The sequence below is a fragment of the Microbacterium sp. 10M-3C3 genome (assembly GCF_003931875.1).
Lineage (GTDB): Bacteria > Actinomycetota > Actinomycetes > Actinomycetales > Microbacteriaceae > Microbacterium.
The window spans coordinates 1,014,107-1,034,870 of the sequence record NZ_CP034245.1; the positions used below are offsets into that span (position 1 = coordinate 1,014,107).

20 protein-coding genes and 1 riboswitch are annotated in these 20,764 nt (G+C 74.2%); of the genes, 9 read left to right on the top strand and 11 right to left on the bottom strand.

What is annotated here, in order from left to right:
• Nucleotides 1-16 precede the first annotated feature (16 nt).
• The 4 genes from EI169_RS04825 to EI169_RS04840 all read right to left on the bottom strand — a co-directional run bounded on the left by EI169_RS04825 (nucleotide 17) and on the right by EI169_RS04840 (nucleotide 4,840).
• A complete protein-coding gene (locus EI169_RS04825) occupies nucleotides 17-1,381 on the bottom strand; it encodes an FAD-linked oxidase C-terminal domain-containing protein (RefSeq protein ID WP_125131327.1) in 1,365 nt (454 codons plus the stop codon).
• The gene (locus EI169_RS04830; protein WP_125131328.1) at nucleotides 1,378-1,764 is read right to left on the bottom strand and encodes a YrdB family protein; all 387 of its coding nucleotides are present in this window, start codon (nucleotides 1,762-1,764) and stop codon (nucleotides 1,378-1,380) included. The genes EI169_RS04825 and EI169_RS04830 overlap by 4 nt, the downstream gene beginning before the upstream one ends.
• Nucleotides 1,765-2,189: 425 nt before the next feature.
• Nucleotides 2,190-3,320, bottom strand: coding sequence for an amidohydrolase family protein (locus EI169_RS04835; protein WP_125131329.1), 1,131 nt, complete (start codon nucleotides 3,318-3,320; stop codon nucleotides 2,190-2,192).
• Entirely contained in the window at nucleotides 3,317-4,840 is a 1,524-nt protein-coding gene (locus EI169_RS04840) for a family 20 glycosylhydrolase (RefSeq protein ID WP_125131330.1), read from the bottom strand. The genes EI169_RS04835 and EI169_RS04840 overlap by 4 nt, the downstream gene beginning before the upstream one ends.
• A 62-nt stretch (nucleotides 4,841-4,902) precedes the next feature.
• Nucleotides 4,903-5,002, top strand: a riboswitch (ZMP/ZTP riboswitch).
• Between the two features lie 67 nt (nucleotides 5,003-5,069).
• Here EI169_RS04840 and glyA point away from each other — a divergent pair.
• Complete coding sequence (gene glyA, locus EI169_RS04845; protein WP_125131331.1) at nucleotides 5,070-6,344, top strand: serine hydroxymethyltransferase; 1,275 nt, start codon at nucleotides 5,070-5,072, stop codon at nucleotides 6,342-6,344.
• 152 nt (nucleotides 6,345-6,496) lie between these two features.
• A complete protein-coding gene (locus EI169_RS04850; RefSeq protein WP_125131332.1) occupies nucleotides 6,497-7,378 on the top strand; it encodes a bifunctional methylenetetrahydrofolate dehydrogenase/methenyltetrahydrofolate cyclohydrolase in 882 nt (293 codons plus the stop codon).
• A gap of 109 nt (nucleotides 7,379-7,487) precedes the next feature.
• Here EI169_RS04850 and EI169_RS04855 read toward each other — a convergent pair whose 3' ends face one another.
• The 5 genes from EI169_RS04855 to EI169_RS04875 form a co-directional block, all read right to left on the bottom strand.
• Complete coding sequence (locus EI169_RS04855; RefSeq protein WP_125131333.1) at nucleotides 7,488-8,222, bottom strand: amino acid ABC transporter ATP-binding protein; 735 nt, start codon at nucleotides 8,220-8,222, stop codon at nucleotides 7,488-7,490.
• Nucleotides 8,219-9,085, bottom strand: a complete 867-nt coding sequence (locus EI169_RS04860; protein ID WP_125131334.1) for an amino acid ABC transporter permease — start codon at nucleotides 9,083-9,085, stop codon at nucleotides 8,219-8,221. The genes EI169_RS04855 and EI169_RS04860 overlap by 4 nt, the downstream gene beginning before the upstream one ends.
• The gene (locus EI169_RS04865; RefSeq protein ID WP_240640637.1) at nucleotides 9,082-9,930 is read right to left on the bottom strand and encodes an ABC transporter substrate-binding protein; all 849 of its coding nucleotides are present in this window, start codon (nucleotides 9,928-9,930) and stop codon (nucleotides 9,082-9,084) included. The genes EI169_RS04860 and EI169_RS04865 overlap by 4 nt, the downstream gene beginning before the upstream one ends.
• 127 nt (nucleotides 9,931-10,057) lie before the next feature.
• On the bottom strand, nucleotides 10,058-10,654 hold the full coding sequence (locus tag EI169_RS04870; RefSeq protein ID WP_125131336.1) for a hypothetical protein: 597 nt from the start codon (nucleotides 10,652-10,654) through the stop codon (nucleotides 10,058-10,060).
• A 40-nt stretch (nucleotides 10,655-10,694) separates the two neighbouring features.
• Nucleotides 10,695-11,492, bottom strand: coding sequence for a transglutaminase family protein (locus EI169_RS04875; protein WP_125131337.1), 798 nt, complete (start codon nucleotides 11,490-11,492; stop codon nucleotides 10,695-10,697).
• A gap of 55 nt (nucleotides 11,493-11,547) precedes the next feature.
• Here EI169_RS04875 and EI169_RS04880 point away from each other — a divergent pair, with 55 nt between their 5' ends.
• Nucleotides 11,548-12,864, top strand: a complete 1,317-nt coding sequence (locus EI169_RS04880; RefSeq protein WP_125131338.1) for an amidohydrolase family protein — start codon at nucleotides 11,548-11,550, stop codon at nucleotides 12,862-12,864.
• 33 nt (nucleotides 12,865-12,897) lie between these two features.
• Here the strand turns inward: EI169_RS04880 and EI169_RS04885 are convergent, their stop codons facing one another.
• Nucleotides 12,898-13,872 carry a PDR/VanB family oxidoreductase gene (locus tag EI169_RS04885; protein ID WP_125131339.1) on the bottom strand — a complete coding sequence of 325 codons (975 nt, stop codon included), beginning with the start codon at nucleotides 13,870-13,872 and terminating at the stop codon, nucleotides 12,898-12,900.
• A gap of 176 nt (nucleotides 13,873-14,048) precedes the next feature.
• Between EI169_RS04885 and EI169_RS04890 the strand changes: the two genes are divergently transcribed.
• From EI169_RS04890 to EI169_RS04905, 4 genes are all read left to right on the top strand, one after another.
• Entirely contained in the window at nucleotides 14,049-15,326 is a 1,278-nt protein-coding gene (locus EI169_RS04890) for an amidohydrolase family protein (protein WP_125131340.1), read from the top strand.
• A complete protein-coding gene (locus EI169_RS04895; RefSeq protein WP_125131341.1) occupies nucleotides 15,323-16,066 on the top strand; it encodes an ABC transporter ATP-binding protein in 744 nt (247 codons plus the stop codon). The genes EI169_RS04890 and EI169_RS04895 overlap by 4 nt, the downstream gene beginning before the upstream one ends.
• A complete protein-coding gene (locus tag EI169_RS04900) occupies nucleotides 16,063-16,944 on the top strand; it encodes an ABC transporter permease (RefSeq protein ID WP_125131342.1) in 882 nt (293 codons plus the stop codon). Before EI169_RS04895 ends, EI169_RS04900 begins: the two co-directional genes overlap by 4 nt.
• 74 nt (nucleotides 16,945-17,018) lie before the next feature.
• Nucleotides 17,019-18,254 carry a hypothetical protein gene (locus tag EI169_RS04905; RefSeq protein WP_240640638.1) on the top strand — a complete coding sequence of 412 codons (1,236 nt, stop codon included), beginning with the start codon at nucleotides 17,019-17,021 and terminating at the stop codon, nucleotides 18,252-18,254.
• A 73-nt stretch (nucleotides 18,255-18,327) separates the two neighbouring features.
• Here EI169_RS04905 and EI169_RS04910 read toward each other — a convergent pair whose 3' ends face one another.
• Nucleotides 18,328-18,876, bottom strand: a complete 549-nt coding sequence (locus EI169_RS04910) for a cyclodeaminase/cyclohydrolase family protein (protein ID WP_125131343.1) — start codon at nucleotides 18,874-18,876, stop codon at nucleotides 18,328-18,330.
• Between the two features lie 11 nt (nucleotides 18,877-18,887).
• Between EI169_RS04910 and EI169_RS04915 the strand changes: the two genes are divergently transcribed.
• Complete coding sequence (locus tag EI169_RS04915; RefSeq protein WP_125131344.1) at nucleotides 18,888-19,697, top strand: hypothetical protein; 810 nt, start codon at nucleotides 18,888-18,890, stop codon at nucleotides 19,695-19,697.
• On the top strand, nucleotides 19,694-20,755 hold the full coding sequence (locus tag EI169_RS04920) for a methylenetetrahydrofolate reductase (protein WP_240640639.1): 1,062 nt from the start codon (nucleotides 19,694-19,696) through the stop codon (nucleotides 20,753-20,755). Before EI169_RS04915 ends, EI169_RS04920 begins: the two co-directional genes overlap by 4 nt.
• Nucleotides 20,756-20,764: the final 9 nt, after the last annotated feature.

The following is a 20,764-nucleotide window of genomic DNA, read 5'->3' on the forward strand; positions in this document are numbered from 1 at the left end:
GGGCTCGGCCGCGCGGTCAGGGCGCGAAGACCTTGCCGGGGTTGAGGATGCCGGCGGGGTCGAACACGCGGGCGATGTCGCGCTGCAGGCGCCACTGGTCGTCGCCGAGCTCGTCGGCCAGCCAGCGGCGCTTGAGCACGCCGACGCCGTGCTCGCCGGTGAGCGTGCCGCCCAGGCGCAGCGCCGCGGCGAACAGCTCGCCGGCCGCCTCCCAGATCTCCGGCGGCACGTCGGGCCCGTCGAACACGAAGTTCGGATGCAGGTTGCCGTCGCCCGCGTGCGCGATGGTCGGGATCGCGATGCCGTAGCGGCGTTCGATGTCGGCGATCGCCTCGAACATGTCGGGGAGGGCGCTGCGCGGCACCGACACGTCCTCGATGAGGGTCGTGCCCGCCTGCTCCCACGCGGGGTGCATCGAACGGCGGATGAGGAGCAGGCGCTCGGCCTCGGCGTCGTCGCTGGCGAGCGTGACCGTGCCGCCCGCGTCGCGCAGCACGGCGGCGATCGCGTCGGCCTCGTCGCGCGATGCCGGGCCGTCGGTCTGGGCGAGCAGCAGCGCCGCACCGGGGGCGAGGGGCGGCAGCCCGAGGTAGGCGTGCGTACGGGCGAGGCTCGCCGCATCCATGAGCTCCTGGATCGCCGGCTGCACGCCCGACGCGGTGATCGTGGCGGACGCGGCGGCCGCCGCGCGCACGTCGGAGAACAGCGCCGAGAGCGTGCGCACCTCGCCCGCGACGAGGCGGCGGAGCTTCAGAGTCGCCGCGACCACGACGCCGAGCACGCCCTCGGAGCCGATGACGAGCGACGTCAGGTCGAGGCCCGTGACGCCCTTGACGCTGCGGTGCCCGAGGCGCAGCAGCCGACCGTCGGCGAGGACGAGGTCGACGCCGAGCACCGCATCGCGGACGACGCCGTACTTCGCGCACAGCAGGCCGCCGGCGCCCGTGCCGATGTTGCCGCCCACCGTCGAGATCGCGCGGCTCGCGGGGTCGGGCGCCCACCACACGCCGTGTGCGGCCAGCGCCGCGTTCAGGTCGGCGTTGATGATTCCCGGCTCGACGACCGCGAGGAGGTCGTCGGGGCGTACCTCGAGGATGCGGTCCATGCGCCGCAGCGACAGTGCGATCTCGCCCGCGCCGGTGTTCGCGGCGCCCGCGAGGCCGGTGCCGGCCCCGCGCGGCACCACGGGCGTGCCGGTCGCCGAAGCGATCCGCAGGGTCTCCTGCACATCCGCGACCGACTCGGCGTGCACGACCGCGAGCGGCGTGCCGGAGGCCGCATGACCGGACTTGTCGGCGCGCGCGGCCTGAAGCGCCGCATCCGTCGTGTCCACGCGTTCGCCCAGGGCCGCGCGCAGGAGCGCGACGACGTCGGCGCTCACGCGAGGCGGCGGCGGCCCGAGACGAGGCCGACCGCGACGGCGACGACGGCGTAGCCGAGGCCGATCCACGGCTGCCCCATGCTCCACCACGCGATCGTGGCCGACACGTACACCAGCAGCTCCACGACCGCGCGGATGAACGGATGCACGGCGAGCACGGCGCGCGGCGACACGAACAGCGCCCACACGAGGATCGCGGCGACGGGCGCGCCGATGCCGAACACGAGGTTCCACGGGAAGGTCCACGATGCGAAGCCCCACAGCGCGAGCGTCGCGAACGCGACGAGCCCGCACAGCACGCTCAGGACGTCGACCGCCGAGAGGGCCGGGCGCATCCCCGGCTGCGGGGGCGCTTCGGCACGGACACGGGGGCTGTCGACCATCCCGCCATTCTACGTCCGGCCCCGTGCCCGCTCCCGGCCGGTGTCTCGTCCTCGAGAGGCCGGTCGCCGCGCCCGCACGAACTCAGGCTCGTGAATGCCGCCGGTCGATGCGAGACGCGGAATGTCGGGGCGCGGCTATCCCGTGAGGCCGGCTCAGCCTGAATTCGTGATCGTGGGTGAAGGGTGGCGGGCGGCGGGTGGTGGGCCGGAGCAGACGCTCAGGCGACGCGGGCTCCGGCGGCCCGCACAACGCGCGTCCGCGGAGGCCGGCGCCGCGTCCGCACGAACTCAGGCTCGTGAATGCCGCCGGTCGATGCGAGACGCGGAATGTCGGGGCGCGGCTGTCCCGCGAGGCCGGCTCAGCCTGAATTCGTGATCGTGGGTGAAGGGTGGCGGGCGGCGGGCGGCGGGCAGCGGGCGGTGGTTCAGGCGACGCGGATGCCGGCGGCCCACACCGCGCGCACGTGGAGGCGCGCGTCGAGGAGCACGAGGTCGCCGCGCGCGCTCGGCGCGAGGTGCCCGCGGTCGGCGGCGCCCACGACGCGCGCGGGGGTCGCCGTCACCGCGCGCAGGGCCTCGACGGGATCGACGCCGGCCGCGACGGCGGTGCGCACCGCGCGGTCCTGCGTGAGCGTGGAGCCGGCGATCGTGCCGTCGGACAGACGGGCGACGCCGGCCGTCACGTCGACCTGCAGGCCGCCGAGCGCATAGGCGCCGTCGTCGGCGCCGGCCGCGGCCATGGCGTCGGTCACGAGCGCGATGCGCCCGGGCGCCACGGCGAAAGCGATGCGCACCACCTCGGGGGCCACGTGCACGCCGTCGGCGATGAGCTCGAGCACGACGCGTGGGTCGGATGCGGCGGCGCCGACGGGGCCCGGAGCGCGGTGATGCAGGCCCGGCATGGCGTTGAAAGCGTGCGTGAGAAGACGCGCGCCGGCGTCGAACGCGCGGCGGCTGAGCGCCGCATCCGCACCGGTGTGCCCGATCGCGGCGACGGCGCCGGCGGCGACGACGGCGGGGATCGCCTCGAGCGCCCCGGGGAGCTCGGGGGCGAGCGTGATCTGGCGCACGCCGCCCGCGGCCAGGAGGGCGGCGACGTCGACGGGAGAGCGCAGGACCGCCGGGTCGTGGGCGCCGCGGTGCGCCGGATCCAGGAACGGACCCTCGAGGTGCGCGCCGAGCACGTCGTCGTCGGCCGCCGCCACGTCGCGCACGGCGGCGAGGCGGGCGAGGAGGGCATCGACGGGCGCCGACACGAGCGACACGACGGCGCTCGTCGTGCCGTGGGCGCGGTGCACGACGCGCGCCGCGCGGATGGCCTCGGCGCCGTCGTCGTACGCGTGCCCGCCGCCGCCGTGGCCGTGCAGGTCGACGAACCCCGGCGAGAGCACGGCGTCCTGGCCCGCGACCTCGCGCGCGTCGACCACGTCGTCGGCCGTGACGTCGGGGGCGCCCGTGCCCCGCGCGGTCACGCGCCCGTCATGGACGAGCACCCACGCGTCTTCGTGCACGGCGCCGTCGTCGATGAGGCGCGCCCCCCGCACGAGCGTGCTCACGGCGTCGCCTTCGGCCACGGCACCGGCGCGAGCGGAGCGAAGCCGATGCCGAGCGCCGTCCACAGCCCGGCCTGCGCCGCGACCCGCTCGAGGAACGACTCCCACGACCGCGCGCCGGCGGGCGACCACGCGATCTCGGCCGCGGCGGCCAGGCGCGGGAACGCGAGCGCGTCGATGTCGGCGAGCGTGCGGACCGTCTCCGTCCACAGCGGCGCCTCGATTCCGAGGATGTCCTCCTCCGCGAGGCCCGGGACGACCGCCGCCGGCTCCCAGCCGTACGCATCGGCGAGCGGGGTCGGGCCGCCCGCCCACTCGAGGCCCACCGGGAAGCCCGGCTCGGGCTTCATGTCGAGGTACACCGCGTCGGCGGGGGAGAGGATGACCGATGCGGCCGAGCGGGCCGCGGCCGCCGCCGCCGCATCCACCGCTGCGCGCTCGGGATCGGTCGAGGGGTGCGCGAACGACCAGTACTGCGCCACGACGTCGCACGGAAGGTCGGCGACGCCCGCCGCCTCGTGCCACACGACGGGGGTCTTGCCGGTGGCGGCGACGATGTCGACGGCGCGGGCGATGAAGGCGGCGTAGTCGGCCGGGTCGGTCCCCAGCGACTCGTCGCCGCCGAGGTGCACGTACGGGCCGGGGGTGAGCGCGGCGAGCTCGCCGAACACGTCGGCGAGGAAGTCGTACGTGCGCTCGTCATCGGTGCGCAGCGACGAGAAGCCGACCGCGAGACCCGTGTACGGCCGCCCCGGCTCGGGCAGACCGCCGCCGAACCGCTCGGCGGTCTCGCGGACGTCGGCCGTGATGACCGGGGCGGCGGCGAGCTCCGGGTAGGCCAGGCCGACGGCGTGCGTGTGCCCCGGCACGTCGATCTCGGGAACGATCGTGACGTGCCGCGCGGCGGCGTACGCGACGATCTCGGCGTACTGCTCGCGCGTGTAGGCGCCGCCCGCGTCGCCGCCGATGGCCGTCTCCGAGGCCCGATCGGCGAGCTCCGGACGGGCGCGCAGGCCGAGGCGCCAGCCCTGGTCGTCGGTCAGGTGCAGGTGCAGGTGGTTGAGCTTCAGCAGCGCGATCCGGTCGATGACCGCCGTGACGGTCTCGACGGGATGGAAGTGGCGGGCGACGTCGAGCATCATGCCGCGGTACGCGAACCGCGGCGCGTCCGCGACGTCGACGGCTGGGACGACCCACGCGTCGCCGTCGAAACGGGCGAGCTGCACGAGCGACTGCACGCCGTAGAACACGCCGGCCGCATCCGCCCCGGCGACGTCGACGCCGCTCTCGTCCACGCGCAGCGCGTACGACTCCGGTGCGCCGCCCGCGACGATGCGCAGCCGGATGCCCGCGGCGCCGTCGCCGTCCGCAATGGGCGCCGCGCCCGTGCGCGCCGCGAGGAGGCGCCGCAGCTCGGCCGCTGCATCCGCGTGTCCAGAGACCGTCGCGGCGGCGAGCGGGAAGGGGGCGCCCGTCAGCGTCGCCGCACGGACGGGGACGGGCACCAGCGGCAGTGCGGGCACGCGGCCCTCCGTTCTGTAAGGAGGCTTTACAAATCCGTGACGCCCAGCCTAAGGCAGTACAGTGGTGGCGTCGCAACTGGCGTTCAGGTGGATTCCCACCGGGGAGCGACGCACGAGTATCCGAGTGGATGACGCATCCGACCGCACGCCTGGGCCGATGTCGATGCCGTCCGCTGCGTGCGGGCGGTCCCATTCGCAGGAAACCCGCCGACGTCCGAGGAGATCGCCCGTGACCGACACGACCTTCACCGCCCCGCTCGCCGAAGTCGACCCCGAGATCGCCCAGGTCCTCGAGCGCGAGCTCGAGCGCCAGCGCGGCTACCTCGAGATGATCGCGTCGGAGAACTTCGTCCCGGTCTCCGTGCTGCAGTCGCAGGGATCCGTGCTCACGAACAAGTACGCCGAGGGCTACCCCGGCCGGCGCTACTACGGCGGATGCGAAGAGGTCGACGTCGCGGAGGAGCTCGCGATCGAGCGGGCAAAGGCCCTGTTCGGCGCGGAGTTCGCCAACGTGCAGCCGCATTCGGGCGCCACCGCCAACGCCGCCGTGCTGCACGCCATCGCGCGCCCGGGCGACACGCTCCTGGGCCTCGCCCTCGACCAGGGCGGCCACCTCACGCACGGCATGAAGATCAACTTCTCCGGGCGCCTCTACGACATCGTCGCCTACGGCGTCGACCCCGAGACCTCGGTCATCGACATGGACGAGGTGCGCCGCCTCGCGCTCGAGCACAAACCGAAGGTGATCATCGCCGGCTGGTCTGCCTACCCGCGCCAGCTCGACTTCGCCCGGTTCCGCGAGATCGCCGACGAGGTCGGCGCGTACCTGTGGGTCGACATGGCGCACTTCGCGGGCCTCGTCGCCGCCGGCGTGCACCCGAGCCCCGTGCCGCACGCGCACGTCGTGTCCTCCACGGTGCACAAGACCATCGGCGGCCCCCGTTCGGGCATCATCCTCACCAACGACGCCGAGCTCGCCAAGAAGATCAACACCGCGGTCTTCCCCGGCCAGCAGGGCGGACCGCTCATGCACGTGATCGCGGCGAAGGCCACGGCGTTCAAGCTCGCCGCGACGCCGGAGTTCCGCGAGCGCCAGGAGCGCACGCTCCGCGGCGCGAAGATCCTCGCAGACCGCCTGTCGCAGCCCGACGTAGACGCCGCCGGCATCGCGGTGCGCTCGGGCGGAACCGACGTGCACCTCGTGCTCGTCGACCTCCGCGAGGCGGAGATCGACGGCAAGCAGGCCGAGGACCTCCTGCACGACATCCACATCACGGTCAACCGCAACGCCGTGCCCAACGACCCTCGCCCGCCGATGGTGACGTCGGGCCTGCGGATCGGCACGCCCGCGCTCGCGACGCGCGGCTTCGGGGACGCCGAGTTCACCGAGGTGGCCGACATCATCGCGCTCGCGCTCCTGCCCGGCGCCGACGTCGAGGCGCTGCGCACGCGCGTGGCCGCGCTCACGGCCGCCTTCCCGCTCTATCCCGGGCTGCAGCAGTAAGGCTGTCGCGCCCGTCAGGCCCTTGCGCCGGCAGGTCACTACGCACATAGTGATATGCGGGCGCAACACCGCCGGCCCCGGCCGGTGAGGCACGGCGCACCGCCGCGCTCCCACCGGCCCGGGCCCGCCCGCCGTCACGGAAGGACCCACGCATGACCGCGATCCGATTGGACGGCAAGGCCGCCGCATCCGCGATCAAGTCCGAGCTCGCCGAGCGCGTCGCCGCGCTGCGCGACCGGGGCATCGTCCCCGGCATCGCGACCGTCCTCGTCGGAGCCGACCCCGCCTCGCAGCTGTACGTCGGTATGAAGCACCGCGAGTCCGAGGCGATCGGCATGAACTCGATCCAGATCGAGCTGCCGGCCGAGTCGACCCAGGCCGAGGTCGAGGCCGTCATCGACGAGCTGAACGCGGATGACGCGTGCCACGGCTACATCGTCCAGCTGCCGCTGCCGAAGCACCTCGACACCGACGCGATCCTCGAGCGCATCGATCCCGCGAAGGACGCCGACGGCCTGCATCCGACCAACCTCGGCCGGCTCGTGCTCAACGTCAACGCGCCGATCACGACGCCGCTGCCGTGCACGCCGCGCGGGGTCATCGAGCTGCTCCTGCGCAACGACTACGACCTCGCGGGCAAGCACGTCGTCGTGGTCGGCCGCGGGGTGACGATCGGGCGCTCGATCGGGCTCCTCCTCACGCGCCGCGAGATCAACGCGACCGTCACCCTCGCGCACACCGGCACGCCCGACCTCGCGCCGTTCCTGCGGCAGGCCGACGTCATCGTCGCCGCCGCGGGGGTGAAGCACATCGTGCGGGCCGACGACGTCAAGCCCGGCGCCGCCGTGCTCGATGTCGGCGTCACGCGCGAGACCGACCCCGAGACCGGCAAGAGCCGCGTGTACGGCGACGTCGACCCGGCGGTCGCCCAGGTCGCCGGATGGCTCTCGCCCAACCCGGGCGGCGTCGGCCCCATGACCGTGGCCCTCCTCATGACGAACGTCGTCGAGGCCGCCGAACGCGCCGCCGGCTGACCCCGCGCGCCCGCTTCGCGCGCTCGAAAACGGGCGAATCGGTCGGATGCAGGACGAACGGCGCGAAATCGTCCTGTGTCCGGCCGATTCGCCTGTCGGCGGCGCGGTCCTAGCCGAGGAAGCGGGCGAGGAAGGCGCGTGTGCGCTCCTCGCGCGGGGCGCCGAAGACCTCGGCCGGGGTGCCCTGCTCGAGGATGCGGCCCTCGTCGAGGAACACCACGCGGTCGGCGACATCGCGCGCGAACGCCATCTCGTGGGTCGCCATGACGATCGTGCGGCCCTCGGCGGCGAGGTCGCGCACGAGGTCCAGCACCTCGGCGACGAGCTCGGGGTCCAGCGCCGAAGTGACCTCGTCGAGCAGCAGCAGATCCGGCGAGGTCGCCACGGCGCGGGCGATCGCGACGCGCTGCTGCTGACCACCGGAGAGCCGGTCGGGATGCACGGCCGCCTTGCCCGCGAGACCCACGCGCTCCAGCAGCGCCTCGGCGATCGCGTCGGCCTCGGCCCGCGGCATCCGGTGCACCGTCCGCAGCGCGAGGGTGATGTTGCGCCGCACCGACAGGTGCGGGAAGAGGTTGTACTGCTGGAAGACGACGCCGATGCGCGCCCGCACGGCGTCGGCGTCGACGCGCGGGTCGGTGATCTCGGCGCCCCCGAGGCGGATCTCGCCGTCGTCGACGGTCTCGAGCAGGTTCGTCACGCGCAGCAGCGTCGACTTGCCCGACCCGCTCGCGCCGATGAGGGCGACGACCTCGCCGGCGTGCACGTCGAGGTCGACGCCGCGCAGCACGTCGTGGTCGCCGTACGACTTCCACACGTCGCGCAGCTCGAGCAGGGCGCTCATACGATGCCGCCGATCTGCTCGCGCTCGCGCACGCGCGCGGTGTACCAGTCCGTCAGGCGCACGGTCGGGATCGCCAGGAGGACGAACAGCACGCCGGCGAGCACGTAGGGGGTGAAGTTGAAGTACTGCGCGGTCTCGATCTGCGCCGCGCGCACCGCATCCACCGCTCCGAGCACCGAGATGAGCCCGACGTCCTTCTGCAGCGCGACGAAGTCGTTCATGAGGGCGGGCGTGACCTTGCGCACCGCCTGCGGCACGACGACGAGCCGCATCGACTGGGCGTGGCTGAGACCGAGCGAGCGCGCCGCCTGCCGCTGCGACGGATGCACCGCCTCGATGCCCGACCGGAGCACCTCCGACACGTACGCGGAGTACGTGAGGGTGAGCGCGACCGTGCCCCAGAACTCGTACGGCAGGCGCACCGGGATGATGCCGAGGCCGGGGATGCCGAAGCCGACGAGGAACAGCACGATGATCAGCGGCGTGCCGCGGAACAGGTCGGTATACCCCGCCGCGAGGGCGCGCAGCGGCAGCCAGACGGGTCCGCGCAGGGTGCGCAGCGTCGCGAGCACCAGGCCGAACACGAGCACGAGCACGGCGGTCGTGACGAGCACGCGCAGGTTCAGCACGAAGCCGTCCCATACGCGCGGGAGCGAGGCGAGCGCGATCTGCGGGTCGAAGAACGTCTGCTGCACGCGCTCCCAGCCGGGCGTGCGGATCACGAAGATCCACACGAGCACCGCCAGCACGAGCGTCGAGGCGACGCTCGCGAGTACCGAGCGGATGCCGCGGCGGCGCCGGTACGCGCGGCGCTCGAGCTCGCGGCGGCTGGGCGTGCGCGTCGTGCCGGGGGAGGAGCTCACTTCAGCAGCGGCGCCTCGCCCTCGCCGCCGAGCCACTGCGTCGCGAGCTCGTCGAGCGTGCCGTCCGCGCGGAGGGCGTCGACCGCTTCGCTGACGCGGGCGGTCAGGGGCGAGTCCTTGGGCAGCACGAATCCGAACTGGTCGGCCTCGGCGCCGGGGAGGTCGGGGAGCTGGCCGACGATCTTGCCGTCGTCGAGCTCGGCGCCGGCGATGTAGAACGCGGTCGGCAGATCGACGACGATCGCATCGACCTGCCCGTTCTGCAGGGCGAGCTTGGCGTCGTCGTTCGTGTTGAACACCTGCGCGCCCTGCGTGGGCTGAATGATCTGCTCGACCGCCTGGAAGCTCGTGGTGCCGGTCTGGGCCCCGATCAGCAGATCCTTGAGGTCGGCGATCGACGTCGCGGATGCGGCGGGCGAGCCGCCGGTCGTCACGACGACCTGGGACGTCGTGTAGTACGGCGAGCTGAAGTCGACCGCCTGCTTGCGCTCGTCGGTGATCGAGAACTGCTGCAGGTTGACGTCGAAGTCCTTCGGGCCCGGCGCGATCGCCTGGTCGAAGGTCGTGCGCACCCACACGACGTCGTCCTCCGCGAACCCGAGCTGGTCGGCGACGGCGTACGCGACGGCGGCCTCGAAGCCCTCGCCGGTCTCAGGCGCGTCGTCGATGACCCACGGATAGTACGCGGGCTCCCCCGTGCCGACGGTGAACTTCCCCGCGGTCACGTAGCCGTCGGCGTCGCCGGATGCGGCGGAGGGATCTGCGCCGGTGGCGCCGCTGCATCCGGCCAGGAGCAGGGCGGTCGCGGCGGCGAGGGCGAGGACGGCGGAGCGGCGTCGTAGCACGGGAGCCTCCAGGGTGCGGTGCGGGTGCGCCGTGCTGTCGGCGCGGCGTCCATTGTGACGCAGCGGTGTGACGGCGCTGTTTCGCGCGTCGCCGTGTTACGCCACGGGAGTGGGGCGTCGGTCGGCGTCAGCTGTTGCCGAGCTCGTCGAGCATGCGGCGCTGCTCGTCGGTCAGGCCATCGTCCGGGCGCGTCGTGCCGGGACGGGCGGCGCCAGGGCGGGCGGCGGGAGCCGCGCCGGGGTAGCCCGCGGCCGGTGCGGGCGGGATCGGCGGGGCCGCCGCATCCGGGGTCCCGCCGCGGCGGAAGGCGCGGTCGTAGAGACGGCCGGTGCCCGCCTCGATGCGGTCGTCGACGAGGTCGTAGATCGCCCACGCGATGAGGAGGATCACCGGCGGCACGAACCAGCCGAAGACGAACCCGCGCACGTTCACGCCCGTGAACACCACGACCAGCACCCAGATGATCGCCGCCACCGCGAGCACGAGCAGGTACTGCACGAGCTTCTCGCCGAGCTTCGAGCGCTGCGCGGCGCCGCCGGCGGCCATCGAGCGGAACCACCGGTGCACGAGCGGCTTCAGCCACAGCGTCGCGGCGGTGAGGATGACCGCGGCCCACAGCGCGGCGAATCCGACGCGCACGCCCGGCACGAGCACGTCGATGAGCAGCAGCACGACGACGTCGAAAACGTACAGCGACACGAAGCGGATGATCCAGGCCCTCATGCCTCCAGCGTGGCAGACCCAGCTGGGTGTCAGGTCGGGGTCAGGCCAGCGACACGAGCGCCGTCACATCGTCGTCGGGCAGGACGTCGGCGACCGCCGAGACCTCGAGCGACACGAGATCGGCGCGCCCGGACGCGATCGTCAGGAACGCCGTGTCGGCGGCATCGCGGCCGGTCGCGATGCGCACGAGCGAGCCGCGCGGCGCGAGCGTCGTCGCGTCCACGACCCGCCACGCCCCGTCCACCCACGCCTCGGCGACGGCGTGGAAGTCCATCGGCGACAGCCCCGGCGCGTACACCGACACGACCCGCGCGGGCACGTCGAGCGCGCGCAGCAGCGCGACGCACAGGTGCGCGTAGTCGCGGCACACACCGCGGCGGTTCAACAGCGTGCGCACGGCGCCGTCGGTCGGCAGGCTCGAGCCCGACACGTACGCGAGCTCGGTCCCGACCCACGACGACACCGCCGCGAGCAATGCGACGGGGTGGTCGATGCCGCCGAACTCCGCCGCGGCGGTCGGTGCGAGGGCGTCCGACTCGGCGTAGCGGCTCGGCCGCGTCGCCACGAGCAGGTCGGTCGGGGAGGTGGTGAGCGGCTCGGCGGATGCGGCCACTCGCGCGCGGTACGCGAGCTCGAACCGGCCCCTCCCCGGCCGGACGCGGTGCAGCCGCGTGCCGTGCGCGTCGGGCAGCTCCTCGATGTCGACCGGAGCCCCGTCGAGCGTCGCGGCGCAGACCTCCTCGGCGGGTGCGTAGAGGGAGGACACCGCGACGGCGAAGACCAGGTCGGCCGGCTCGGTCACGTCGAGGACGACGGTGCTCGTGACATCGCGCTGCATCCGCCCAGCCTGGCATGCCGCGGGCCGGGACGGGCCGGCGTGGTATCAACGGAGCATGCTGACGATCTCGGGAGCCGCCCACGTGCTCGTCGACCCCGACACGGTGTGCGCCGGCGATGTGCACGTCGATGCGGAGGGGCGCATCGCGGATGCGGCGGTGCCGGGCGCCGAGCGTCTCGACGTCACGGGCGCGGTCGTCACCGCGGGCCTCGTGAACGCGCACCACCACCTGCTGCAGACCGCGTTCCGGACGCTTCCCGGCACGCGGGGCGTCGCCATGCGCGATTGGCTGCCGCGCATGGCGGCAGCGTATGCCGCGGCCGGCATCGACGCGTCGCTGTGCGGCGCGACCGCGGCGGCCGGGCTCGCGGAGGCCCTTCTCAGCGGCGTCACGACCGTCGCCGACCATCAGCTCAACTGGCCCGACCCGGCGGACGCCGCCGACGCGGTCGGCGACACGGTCGCGATCGCCCGCGCGGTGGCGGCGGCTGCCGACGAGCTCGGCGCCCGGCTCGTGTTCGTGCGCGGGACCGCGCGCGACGACCCGGCGCTCGCGGCCGACAGCGCCGAGGCGATCGTCGCCGCCCTCGTCGGCGGCCACGCGCGCGGCGGCGTCTCGGCCGACGGGATGCGGCAGGTCGCCGTGGGCCCCGCGGGCGTGCACTCCGACGGCGAGGCGACCTTCGCGGCCCTCCGCGGCGTCGCGGTGCGGCACGGGCTGCGGCGCCGCACGCAGGCCAACGAGCAGGTCGACACCGCGATCGCGCGCGAGCGCTACGCCCGCCGTCCGCTCGAGCTGCTGGACGCGTGGGGCTGGGTCGAGCCGGGCGTCACGATCGCGCACCTGTGCGACATCGAGCCGCACGAGATCGACCTCCTGGCCGCGCGCGGGGTCGCCGCGACGCACGCGCCCGGATGCGACGTGCCGATGGGGTGGGGGATCGCGCCGGTCGCGCGGCTGCGCGACGCGGGGGTGGCCGTCGGGCTCGGCACGTCGGGCGGCGGGTCGAACGACGCCGGTCACCTGCTCGCCGATGCGCGTCTCGCGATGCAGGTGTCGGCCCTCGTCGGCCGGCCGCTCACGGCGCTCGAGGTGCTCGCGATGGCGACGGCGGGCGGCGCGGCGGGGCTCGGACGCGACGACCTCGGGCACCTCCGGCCGGGCGCCCGCGCCGATGTGTGCGTGTGGGACGTGTCGGGCGTCGCGGATGCCGGCGTCGCCGACCCGGTCGCGGGCCTGCTGTGGGCCTCGCCCGGGCGACGCCCCCGGCACGTCGTGGTGAGCGGGCGCGTCGTGGTGCGCGACTACCGGCTCGTCACCGCGGACGAGGGCGGAATCGTCGACCGGCTGCGCGCACGCGTCTCCGCGTGATCCGGGCGTCGGGTCCGAGCCTGCCCGTCGCTGTCACAGATCGAGCACGAGCCGCGGTCCCGCCGCGCGCGACACGCAGATCATCATGACCGTGTCGCCCTCCTGCTCGAGCGGCGTCAGCACGCTGTCGCGGTGCTCGACGGCGCCCTCGACCACGGGCACCTCGCACGTGCCGCACGTGCCGCGGCGGCAGCTGGAGAGCACGGTCGCCTCCGGCGCCTGAGCGCGTACGGCGTCGAGCACCGAGACGTCCGGGGTCACCGTCACGGTCACGCCGGTCAGCTCGAGCTCGACCTCGAACGGGTCGGGCCACACCGGGTCGCCGAACTCCTTCGCCTCGAAGCGCTCGACGTGCAGCGCGTCGGGTCGATCGGCGAGGAGCACCTCGAGGTCGGCGAGGAGGCGCTGGGGCCCGCACGCGTAGACGACCTCGTCGGCGGCGAGCTCCCGGACCATCGCCGCGAGGTCCAGGCGCCCGCCCTCGTCGGCCGCGTGCACGTGCACCCGCGCGGGATCGGCGGCCTCGAGCTCCGCGGCGAACGCCATCGTCGCACGGCCGCGCCCGGCGTACTCGAGCGTCCACCGCGCACCCGCCGCGCGCGCGGCGGCGATCATGGGCCGCAGTGGTGTGATGCCGATGCCGCCCGCGACGAAGCGGTAGCTCCCGCCGGGGGAGGCCTCGAACGCGAAGTGGCTGCGCGGGCCCCGCACGCGCACGCGGTCGCCGACGGCGAGGGCGTGCACGCGCACCGAGCCGCCGCGTCCGTCCTCTTCCCGAAGCACGGCGAAGGACCAGTGGGAGCGATCGCCCGCGTCGCCGCACAGCGAGTACTGCCGCTCGAGCGGGTCGCCGTCGGCGGCCAGGATCACGTCGATGTGCGCGCCGGGGGTCCACGCCGGCAGGTCGCGTCCGTTCGGTGACGCCACATCGAAGCGCACGACGTCGCGCGCGATCTCCTCCCGCCCGATCACGACCAGGTCCCGCTCGATGTCGCTGAAGTAGCTCACGATCCTCCGTCCTTCCCCGACAGGTGTACCCCGTCGCAGCGCCTCCGCCGGCCCGCTCGTCGCATCCGTAACGAGGACGCAACATCGCCCTACCGTCGACGAAACACGCGGGGCGAACACTGGCGGTGTTGGCCACGCCAACAGAATGCCAGCTTCTTGAAAGGACCCCCGACGCGATGACCCTGCTGCACCCCGAGGAGCTGACGGCCGACGCGCGCGTCAGCCGGATCACGGGGGTGAGCCTGCCCGACGGCACGCGCCGCGACCTCGTCGTCGACGACGGACGGGTCGCACGCCCCGAGGGTGCACCGGTGTCGGGCATCACGGTGGACGCGAGCGGATGGATGCTGCTGCCGCCCGCGGCCGACATGCACGCGCACATCGACAAGGCCTACACGTGGCACGCCGCGGGGGAGCCCGAAGGCTCCCTCGTCGACGCGGTCGCTGCGTGGCAGCGCTTCGGGCACACGCTCGACGAGGACGCGATCGCCTCCCACGCGCGCCGGCAGCTGCAGGCGGCACTGCGCGCCGGCGTGCTCGCCGTCCGCACGCACGTGAACTACCACGAGGGCGCCGACCCGCTGCGGGGGCTGCGCGCCGTGCTGCGGGTGCGCGAGGAGTTCCGCGGCCTCGTCGACGTGCAGGTGGTGGCGATGCACTCGCACGTCCGCGACGACGGCATCGTGCGCGAGGGCATCGCGATGGGCGCCGACCTGCTCGGCGGCGCCCCGCACCTCGGCGACGATCCGGCCGCGGAGGTCGACCGCGCGGTGCGACTGGCGGAGGAGACCGGCGTCGGCATCGACCTGCACGCCGACGAGACCCTCGATCCCGCATCCCAGGACCTGCTGCGCATCGCCGAGCGCACCGCCGACTGGCCCGAGCACATGACGCGGTCGGCGGGTCACTGCGTGGCGCTGGCCGTGCAGCCGCCCGAACGGCTCGCGCGCATCCTCGACGCCGCGGCGGCGGCGCGCGTGAGCATCATCACGAACCCCCTCACGAACCTGTACCTCATGGGCTGGGAGCACCCGGTCGCGACGCCGCGCGCGGTGCCGCCGCTCGCGGCGATCGTGTCGGCGGGGGTGGTGCTCGCCGCCGGCGGCGACAACGTGCAGGACCCGTTCAATCCGCTCGGCAACGGCGACATGGTCGACGTCGCATCGGCCCTCGTGCTGGCCGGCCACGTGTCGCCGCGCGAAGCGTGGCGCATCGTCGCGGCGGGACGCGCGCTCGCGGATCTGCCGGCCGCCGACGCCGAGGCGGGATCGCCCGCCGACGGGATCCTGGTGCGCTCGGGCTCCGTTGCGCACGCGCTCGCCGAGCGCGCGCCCGACCGCGTCGTGCTCCGCGGCGGTCGCGTCGTCGCCACCCGCCGGCTGCGCGTGGAGAGCGTCGAGACCGCGACCGCCGCCCCCGCGGCGGCGTACGAAGAGAGCGAGGTGTGGGCATGACCACCACCACGACCGCGACCCTGCGCCTGCGTGAGGTCACGAAGCAGTTCCCGACCGGCACGCGCGCGCTCGAGGACGTGTCGCTCGAGGTCTCGCGCGGCGAGTTCGTCTCGATCGTCGGGCCGTCCGGATGCGGCAAGTCGACCCTCCTGCGTCTCGCGTCGGGTCTCGAGGACATCACGTCCGGGGAGCTCGACGTCGATGCGGCGGTCACGAGCTTCGTCTTCCAGGACGCGACGCTCCTCGAATGGCGCTCGGCGCAGAAGAACGTCGAGCTCGTCGGCGAGCTCGCCCACGTCCCCAGAGCCGAGCGCGCACGCCGCGCGACCGAGGCGCTCGACCTCGTCGGTCTGAGCGGCTTCGAGAAGCAGCATCCGCGTCAGCTCTCCGGCGGCATGCGGATGCGCGTGTCCATCGCCCGCGCACTCGTCGCCGAACCCCAGCTGGCCCTCTTCGACGAGCCCTTCGGCGCGCTCGACGAGATCACGCGCCTGAAGATGCAGACCGAGCTGCAGCGCATCTTCCAGCTCAAGCGCTTCGCGGGCGTGTTCATCACGCACTCGATCTCGGAGGCGGTCTACCTCTCGAGCCGGGTCCTCGTCATGAGCGGCCGGCCGGGCCGGATCGTCGAGGACATCGACCTGCCGTGGTCGTATCCGCGTCCACCGGAGTTGCGCTACGAGCCGGAGTTCGGGCGCATCGCCGGCCACCTCTCCCGCACGCTGGAGGCCCACTCATGACCCAGGAGCTCACCGCCGAGGCGCCGCGCGTCGCGGCCGTCGACGCCGCTCCCGCCGCACGTCCCGCCTCGGGCGCGTCTCTCTCGCGCGCCGCCCGCGGCGCCGGCGCCCGCGGTCTGCCGATCCTGCTCGCCCTGGTCGGCATCATCGCGCTCTGGTACCTCGTCTCCTACGTCTTCCTCTCGGAGAGCAGGCGCTTCCTGCTGCCGCCGCCGCACCAGGTCATCACCGAGACGATCGGCAACCCGCAGATCGTCGGTCCGATGCTGCAGGCCCTCGGCCAGACGACGTCGGTCGCGCTCGTGGGATTGGGCCTCGCCGTCGTCATCGGCATGGCGTGGGCGATCCTGATGTCGCAGTGGCGGCTGGCCGAGAGCATCCTCTACCCGTACGCCGTCATCCTCCAGACGATCCCGATCCTCGCGCTCACGCCGCTGATCGGCATCTGGATGGGCTACGGCATCCCCGCCCGCATCGTCGTGTGCGTCATCATCGCGGTCTTCCCGATGATCTCGAACACGCTCTTCGGGCTGCAGTCCGCCGAACCGAGCGCGCACGACCTGTTCACGCTCAACAAGGCCACGCGCTGGCAGCGCCTGACGAAGCTCCAGCTGCCCGCCGCGCTGCCGGCGATCTTCACGGGTCTGCGCAACGCCGCCGGCCTGTCGGTCATCGGCGCGATCGTCGGCGACTTCTTCTTCCAGCAGGGCTCGCAGGGCATCGGCGGGCTGCTGCGCACCTACACGCTGCGCCTGAACATGGAGGCGCTGTTCCTCGCGATCATCTTCACCGCCCTGTTCGGCGTGATCGTCTTCTCCGTCTTCGCAGCCCTGGACCGCGCCGTCGTCGGCCGGCTCTTCGGCTGGAAGGGCCGATGACCGGCCGCCGCAGTTCCGCACCATCCGTTCCGCACCATCCGTCCGCGCCCCCTGCCCCGACCCGAGGAGCCCCTGTGACACGCACTGCGACACCCACCCGCACCCGCCTGCGATCGACGACCCTCCGCCGGCTCCTCGCCGCCGGAGCGACGCTGTCGGTCGCCCTCACCGTCGCCGCGTGCGCCGGACCGACCACGAGCGGCTCCGGCGGCGGCGACGCGCCCCCCGCGAGCGCGGCACCCGCGGCCGAAGCGGGAAGCGCGCTCGACCTGTCCGACGTCTGCCCGGCGACGGTCGTGATGCAGCAGGACTGGCAGCCCGAGGCCGAGCACGGCGCGATGTACAACCTCGTCGGCGACGGCTACACCGTCGACACCGACGCGAAGACCGTCACCGGGCCGCTCGTCGCCCAGGGCGTCGACACCGGCGTGGACATCGAGGTGCGCCCCGGCGGACCCAACGTGAACTTCCAGCCGGTTCCCGCGCTCATGTACCTCGACGAGGACATCCTCCTCGGCGCGGTGAACACGGATGCGGCGATCGTCGCCGCGGCCGACCAGCCGACCGTCGCGGTGACCTCGCAGCTGACCAAGAGCCCGCAGATCCTGATGTGGGACCCCGAGAGCCACGCCGGCGCGAAGACGATCGAGGAGGCCACCGCCGATGGCGCGGTCGTCGTGACGTCGGGCGACGTGATCCCCGCGCTCCTGCAGTCGCAGGGCATCATCGGGCCTTCGCAGGTCGACACGAGCTACGAGGGCACCCCGCAGCGGTTCGTGTCCGACCCGACGATCCTGCAGCAGGGCTTCGCGACCGCCGAGCCGTACATCTACGAGAACGAGATCTCGGCATGGGGGAAGCCGGTGAGCTTCCAGCTGCTCTCGGACATCGGCTACTCGATCTACCCCGAGCCGCTCGCGGTGCGGCCCGACGCGCTCGAGGAGTACGGCGACTGCCTCAAGAAGCTCGTCCCGATCATGCAGCAGTCGCAGCTGGACTTCCTCGAGTCGCCCGACCACGGCATCCAGGTGATCCTCGACCTCGTCGAGAAGTACGACACCGGCTGGACCTACTCCGAGGGCGTCGCGACCTTCTCGGTCGAGCAGCAGAAGGAGCTCGGCATCGTCGAGAACGACCCGGCCTCCGGCACGTTCGGGGCCTTCGACCCCGCACGCATGGAGTCGATCGTCACGGACTTCGTGCCGATCCTCGTCGAGTCCGGCTCGATCTCGCAGGCCGACGCCGACACGCTCGACCCCGCGGCGCTCTATACGAACGAGTTCCTCGACACGTCGATCGCGATGAAGTGACCCGCCGCAGATGACGACGTCCTCCCCGGTGCCCGCTCGGCGACCGCGCCGCACCCCGGCGCCGGGGAGGGCGTCAGCGTCCCAGCCCGTCGAGCGCGACGGCGTCGGCAAGCGCGGCGTCGAGCCGGTCGTGCAGCGACGCCGGAGCGTCGGGCCACGACGCGAGGTTGCCGGCCGCGGTCGCGGTCGCGGCGCGCACGGCGCCGGCGGCGAGGTGGGCGGCCGCGGCGATGTCCGACGCGAGGCGCGGGTCGCCGTGCGCGGCGAGCCACGTCAGCAGGGGCGCGAGGGGCGCCGCGCTCTCGGCGACGGCGAGGCTCGCGTCGGTCGCCTCGTGCAGCGCCGCGGCGAGGTCGGCGCGCCGTTCTCGGTAGGCGGCGACGAGCCGGGCGGATGCCGCGGCATCGCGTCGCGCGGCCGCCAGCGCGTGGGCGCGCACCTCGTCGGCACCGGCGCGCGTCGCGTCGCGGTCGGGGCCGTCGGGCGCGTACCCCGCTACCATCGCCGTGACGGCCGCCGCCGTGGCGACGGTCACGGCCGCAGCGGCGCCGCCGCCGGGGGAGGGCACAGGCGCCGCGAGGGCGTCGAGCCACGCGGACACACCGTCGATCGGGTCGTTCACGGGGGCAGTCTATGAGCGGCGCCGAGTCCGCCGTCGTCTCGACGGGGTGGGACCCCGACGGGTTCGAGCGCGCGTTCCCGTCCACGCGCGCGGACGGATTGCGCCCCCGCTCCCGCATGCACGCCCCGCTGGCGGAGCTGGGCCCCCTCGGGCGCGTGTGGGACGAGGGCGGCGCCGTGACCGCCGAGCTGCCGGCCCGCGGGGCGTCGCTCGCCGACCTGGCCGCGCTCGCGCGGACGGTCTCGGGCCTCGTCGACGCCGTGGTGCTGCGCGAGCCCGCGCCCGTCTCGGGCGCCGAGCCCGCGCCGTCCTACGCCGCCGCGGTCCTCGCCGACATCGTGCCGGTCGTCGTCGTCGTGTCCGGGCGCGACCGCAACCGTGTCGCGCTCGAGGGCGAGGTCGCCGCGCTCGCCGACGGGGGCGCCACGGCGATCCTCGTCGATGTCGCCGGCGCATCCGGAGGCGGGGTGGGCGACATCGCCGAGGACCACCTCACCGCGCTCGCGCGCCGCGCCGGCGCGGTCGTCGCTGTCGCGGCCGACCCGCTGCGCCCACGTGAAGCACGGCGCGTGCGCCTCCTCGCCCGGGCCGGTGCGCACGTGTGCGTCGCGGCGCCCGTCGCCGCGGGCGAGCGTTCCGCGTTCGCCCGTGAGGTGGCCGAGGAGGGCGGTCCACGCCTCGTCGTGGACGCCTCGTCGCCGCATCCGGTCACCCTCGACACCGCTGCGCTCCCCGGCTTCGCGGGCTTCCACGTCCCCGCTCCCGCCGATCCGGCGATGCTCGTGACGGCCGCCCGCCGCGCCCGCGAGGTGCTGTCGTGACGATCATCGACACGCCCGCGCCCGCGCGCGCCCCCCGCTGCCCGAAGTCGATGACGTGGGGCCCGTGCGGCAGCGTGCACGCCGACGGGCGCTGCGAGGTCGCTGCGCATGCGTGCGTCTTCCTCTCGCGCACGCTGCCCGTGACGTGGCCCGGGCCCGACGCGCCGGATGACGCACGCAGCCTCGCCGCGCCGACCCCCGCCGCCGCCGAGGTCGCGGCGATCCTCGAGCGCCGCGCGCTCGTTCTCACGGCCTTTCCGGCTCCCGCCCTCGACACCGACGTCGTGTCGCGCCTCGCCGATCACCTGCGCGGAAGCGCCGACGCGGTGCTGTCGGGCGACGCCGGCCGCTCGCGCGTGCAGTACCCGCCGTCCTTCCGCGCCCACCTGCTCGCGCGGGCGGGCCTGCGGGCGTGGATCGGCGTCAACGCGCGTGACCGCTCGGCCGCGGCGATCCAGCGCGAGCTGACCTCGCTGCGCGACGCGGGCGCCGCGGGCGTCCACTGCGTCACGGGTGACCACCCGCTCAGCGGCGACCGGCCCGACGCCCGGCCCGTGTTCGAGCTCGAGTCGACGTCGATGATCCCGCTTGCGCGCGAGCGCGGGCTCGCCGTGTCGTTCGCCGAGTCGCCCGCGGCGCCGCCGGCGGACCGCCGCGGCGCCCGGGTGCGCGAGAAGGTGCGGGCGGGAGGTCAGCTGTGCTTCACGCAGTACGCGGGACAGCCGGAAGACCTCGCGGTGTTCGTCGAGCGCTGCCGCGCCGCGGGCGCCGACGTCCCGGTGATCGCCGGTGTGCCGCTGGTCGTCGATCGTTCCGGCGCCGAGCTGCTCGCGTCGTTCTCCGGCGCCGTGCTGCCGCACGGCTTCGTCGAGGGTCTGCTCGGCGCGCAGGACGTCCGGCGCGCGGGCATCCGGCAGGCCGTCGCCTACGGCCGCGCGCTGCTGGAGGTGCCGGGCGTGCACGGGGTCGTCATCGCCGGGGGAGCGGCGGCGGGTTCGGAGGGGTCGTACACGCGCGACCTCGCGGTCGTGGCCGCGGAGCTCGGAGGCGGATCGTGATCGTCGCCC

Bases quoted from the DNA above. Each gene is read 5' to 3' on its own strand.
- EI169_RS04915 (WP_125131344.1), top strand. From the start codon at position 18,888: ATGAGCGGCGCCGAGTCCGCCGTCGTCTCGACGGGGTGGGACCCCGAC.
- EI169_RS04880 (WP_125131338.1), top strand. From the start codon at position 11,548: ATGCTGACGATCTCGGGAGCCGCCCACGTGCTCGTCGACCCCGACACG.
- EI169_RS04830 (WP_125131328.1), bottom strand. From the start codon at position 1,764: ATGGTCGACAGCCCCCGTGTCCGTGCCGAAGCGCCCCCGCAGCCGGGG.
- EI169_RS04875 (WP_125131337.1), bottom strand. From the start codon at position 11,492: ATGCAGCGCGATGTCACGAGCACCGTCGTCCTCGACGTGACCGAGCCG.
- EI169_RS04870 (WP_125131336.1), bottom strand. From the start codon at position 10,654: ATGAGGGCCTGGATCATCCGCTTCGTGTCGCTGTACGTTTTCGACGTC.
- EI169_RS04855 (WP_125131333.1), bottom strand. From the start codon at position 8,222: ATGAGCGCCCTGCTCGAGCTGCGCGACGTGTGGAAGTCGTACGGCGAC.
- EI169_RS04895 (WP_125131341.1), top strand. From the start codon at position 15,323: ATGACCACCACCACGACCGCGACCCTGCGCCTGCGTGAGGTCACGAAG.
- EI169_RS04850 (WP_125131332.1), top strand. From the start codon at position 6,497: ATGACCGCGATCCGATTGGACGGCAAGGCCGCCGCATCCGCGATCAAG.
- EI169_RS04900 (WP_125131342.1), top strand. From the start codon at position 16,063: ATGACCCAGGAGCTCACCGCCGAGGCGCCGCGCGTCGCGGCCGTCGAC.
- EI169_RS04890 (WP_125131340.1), top strand. From the start codon at position 14,049: ATGACCCTGCTGCACCCCGAGGAGCTGACGGCCGACGCGCGCGTCAGC.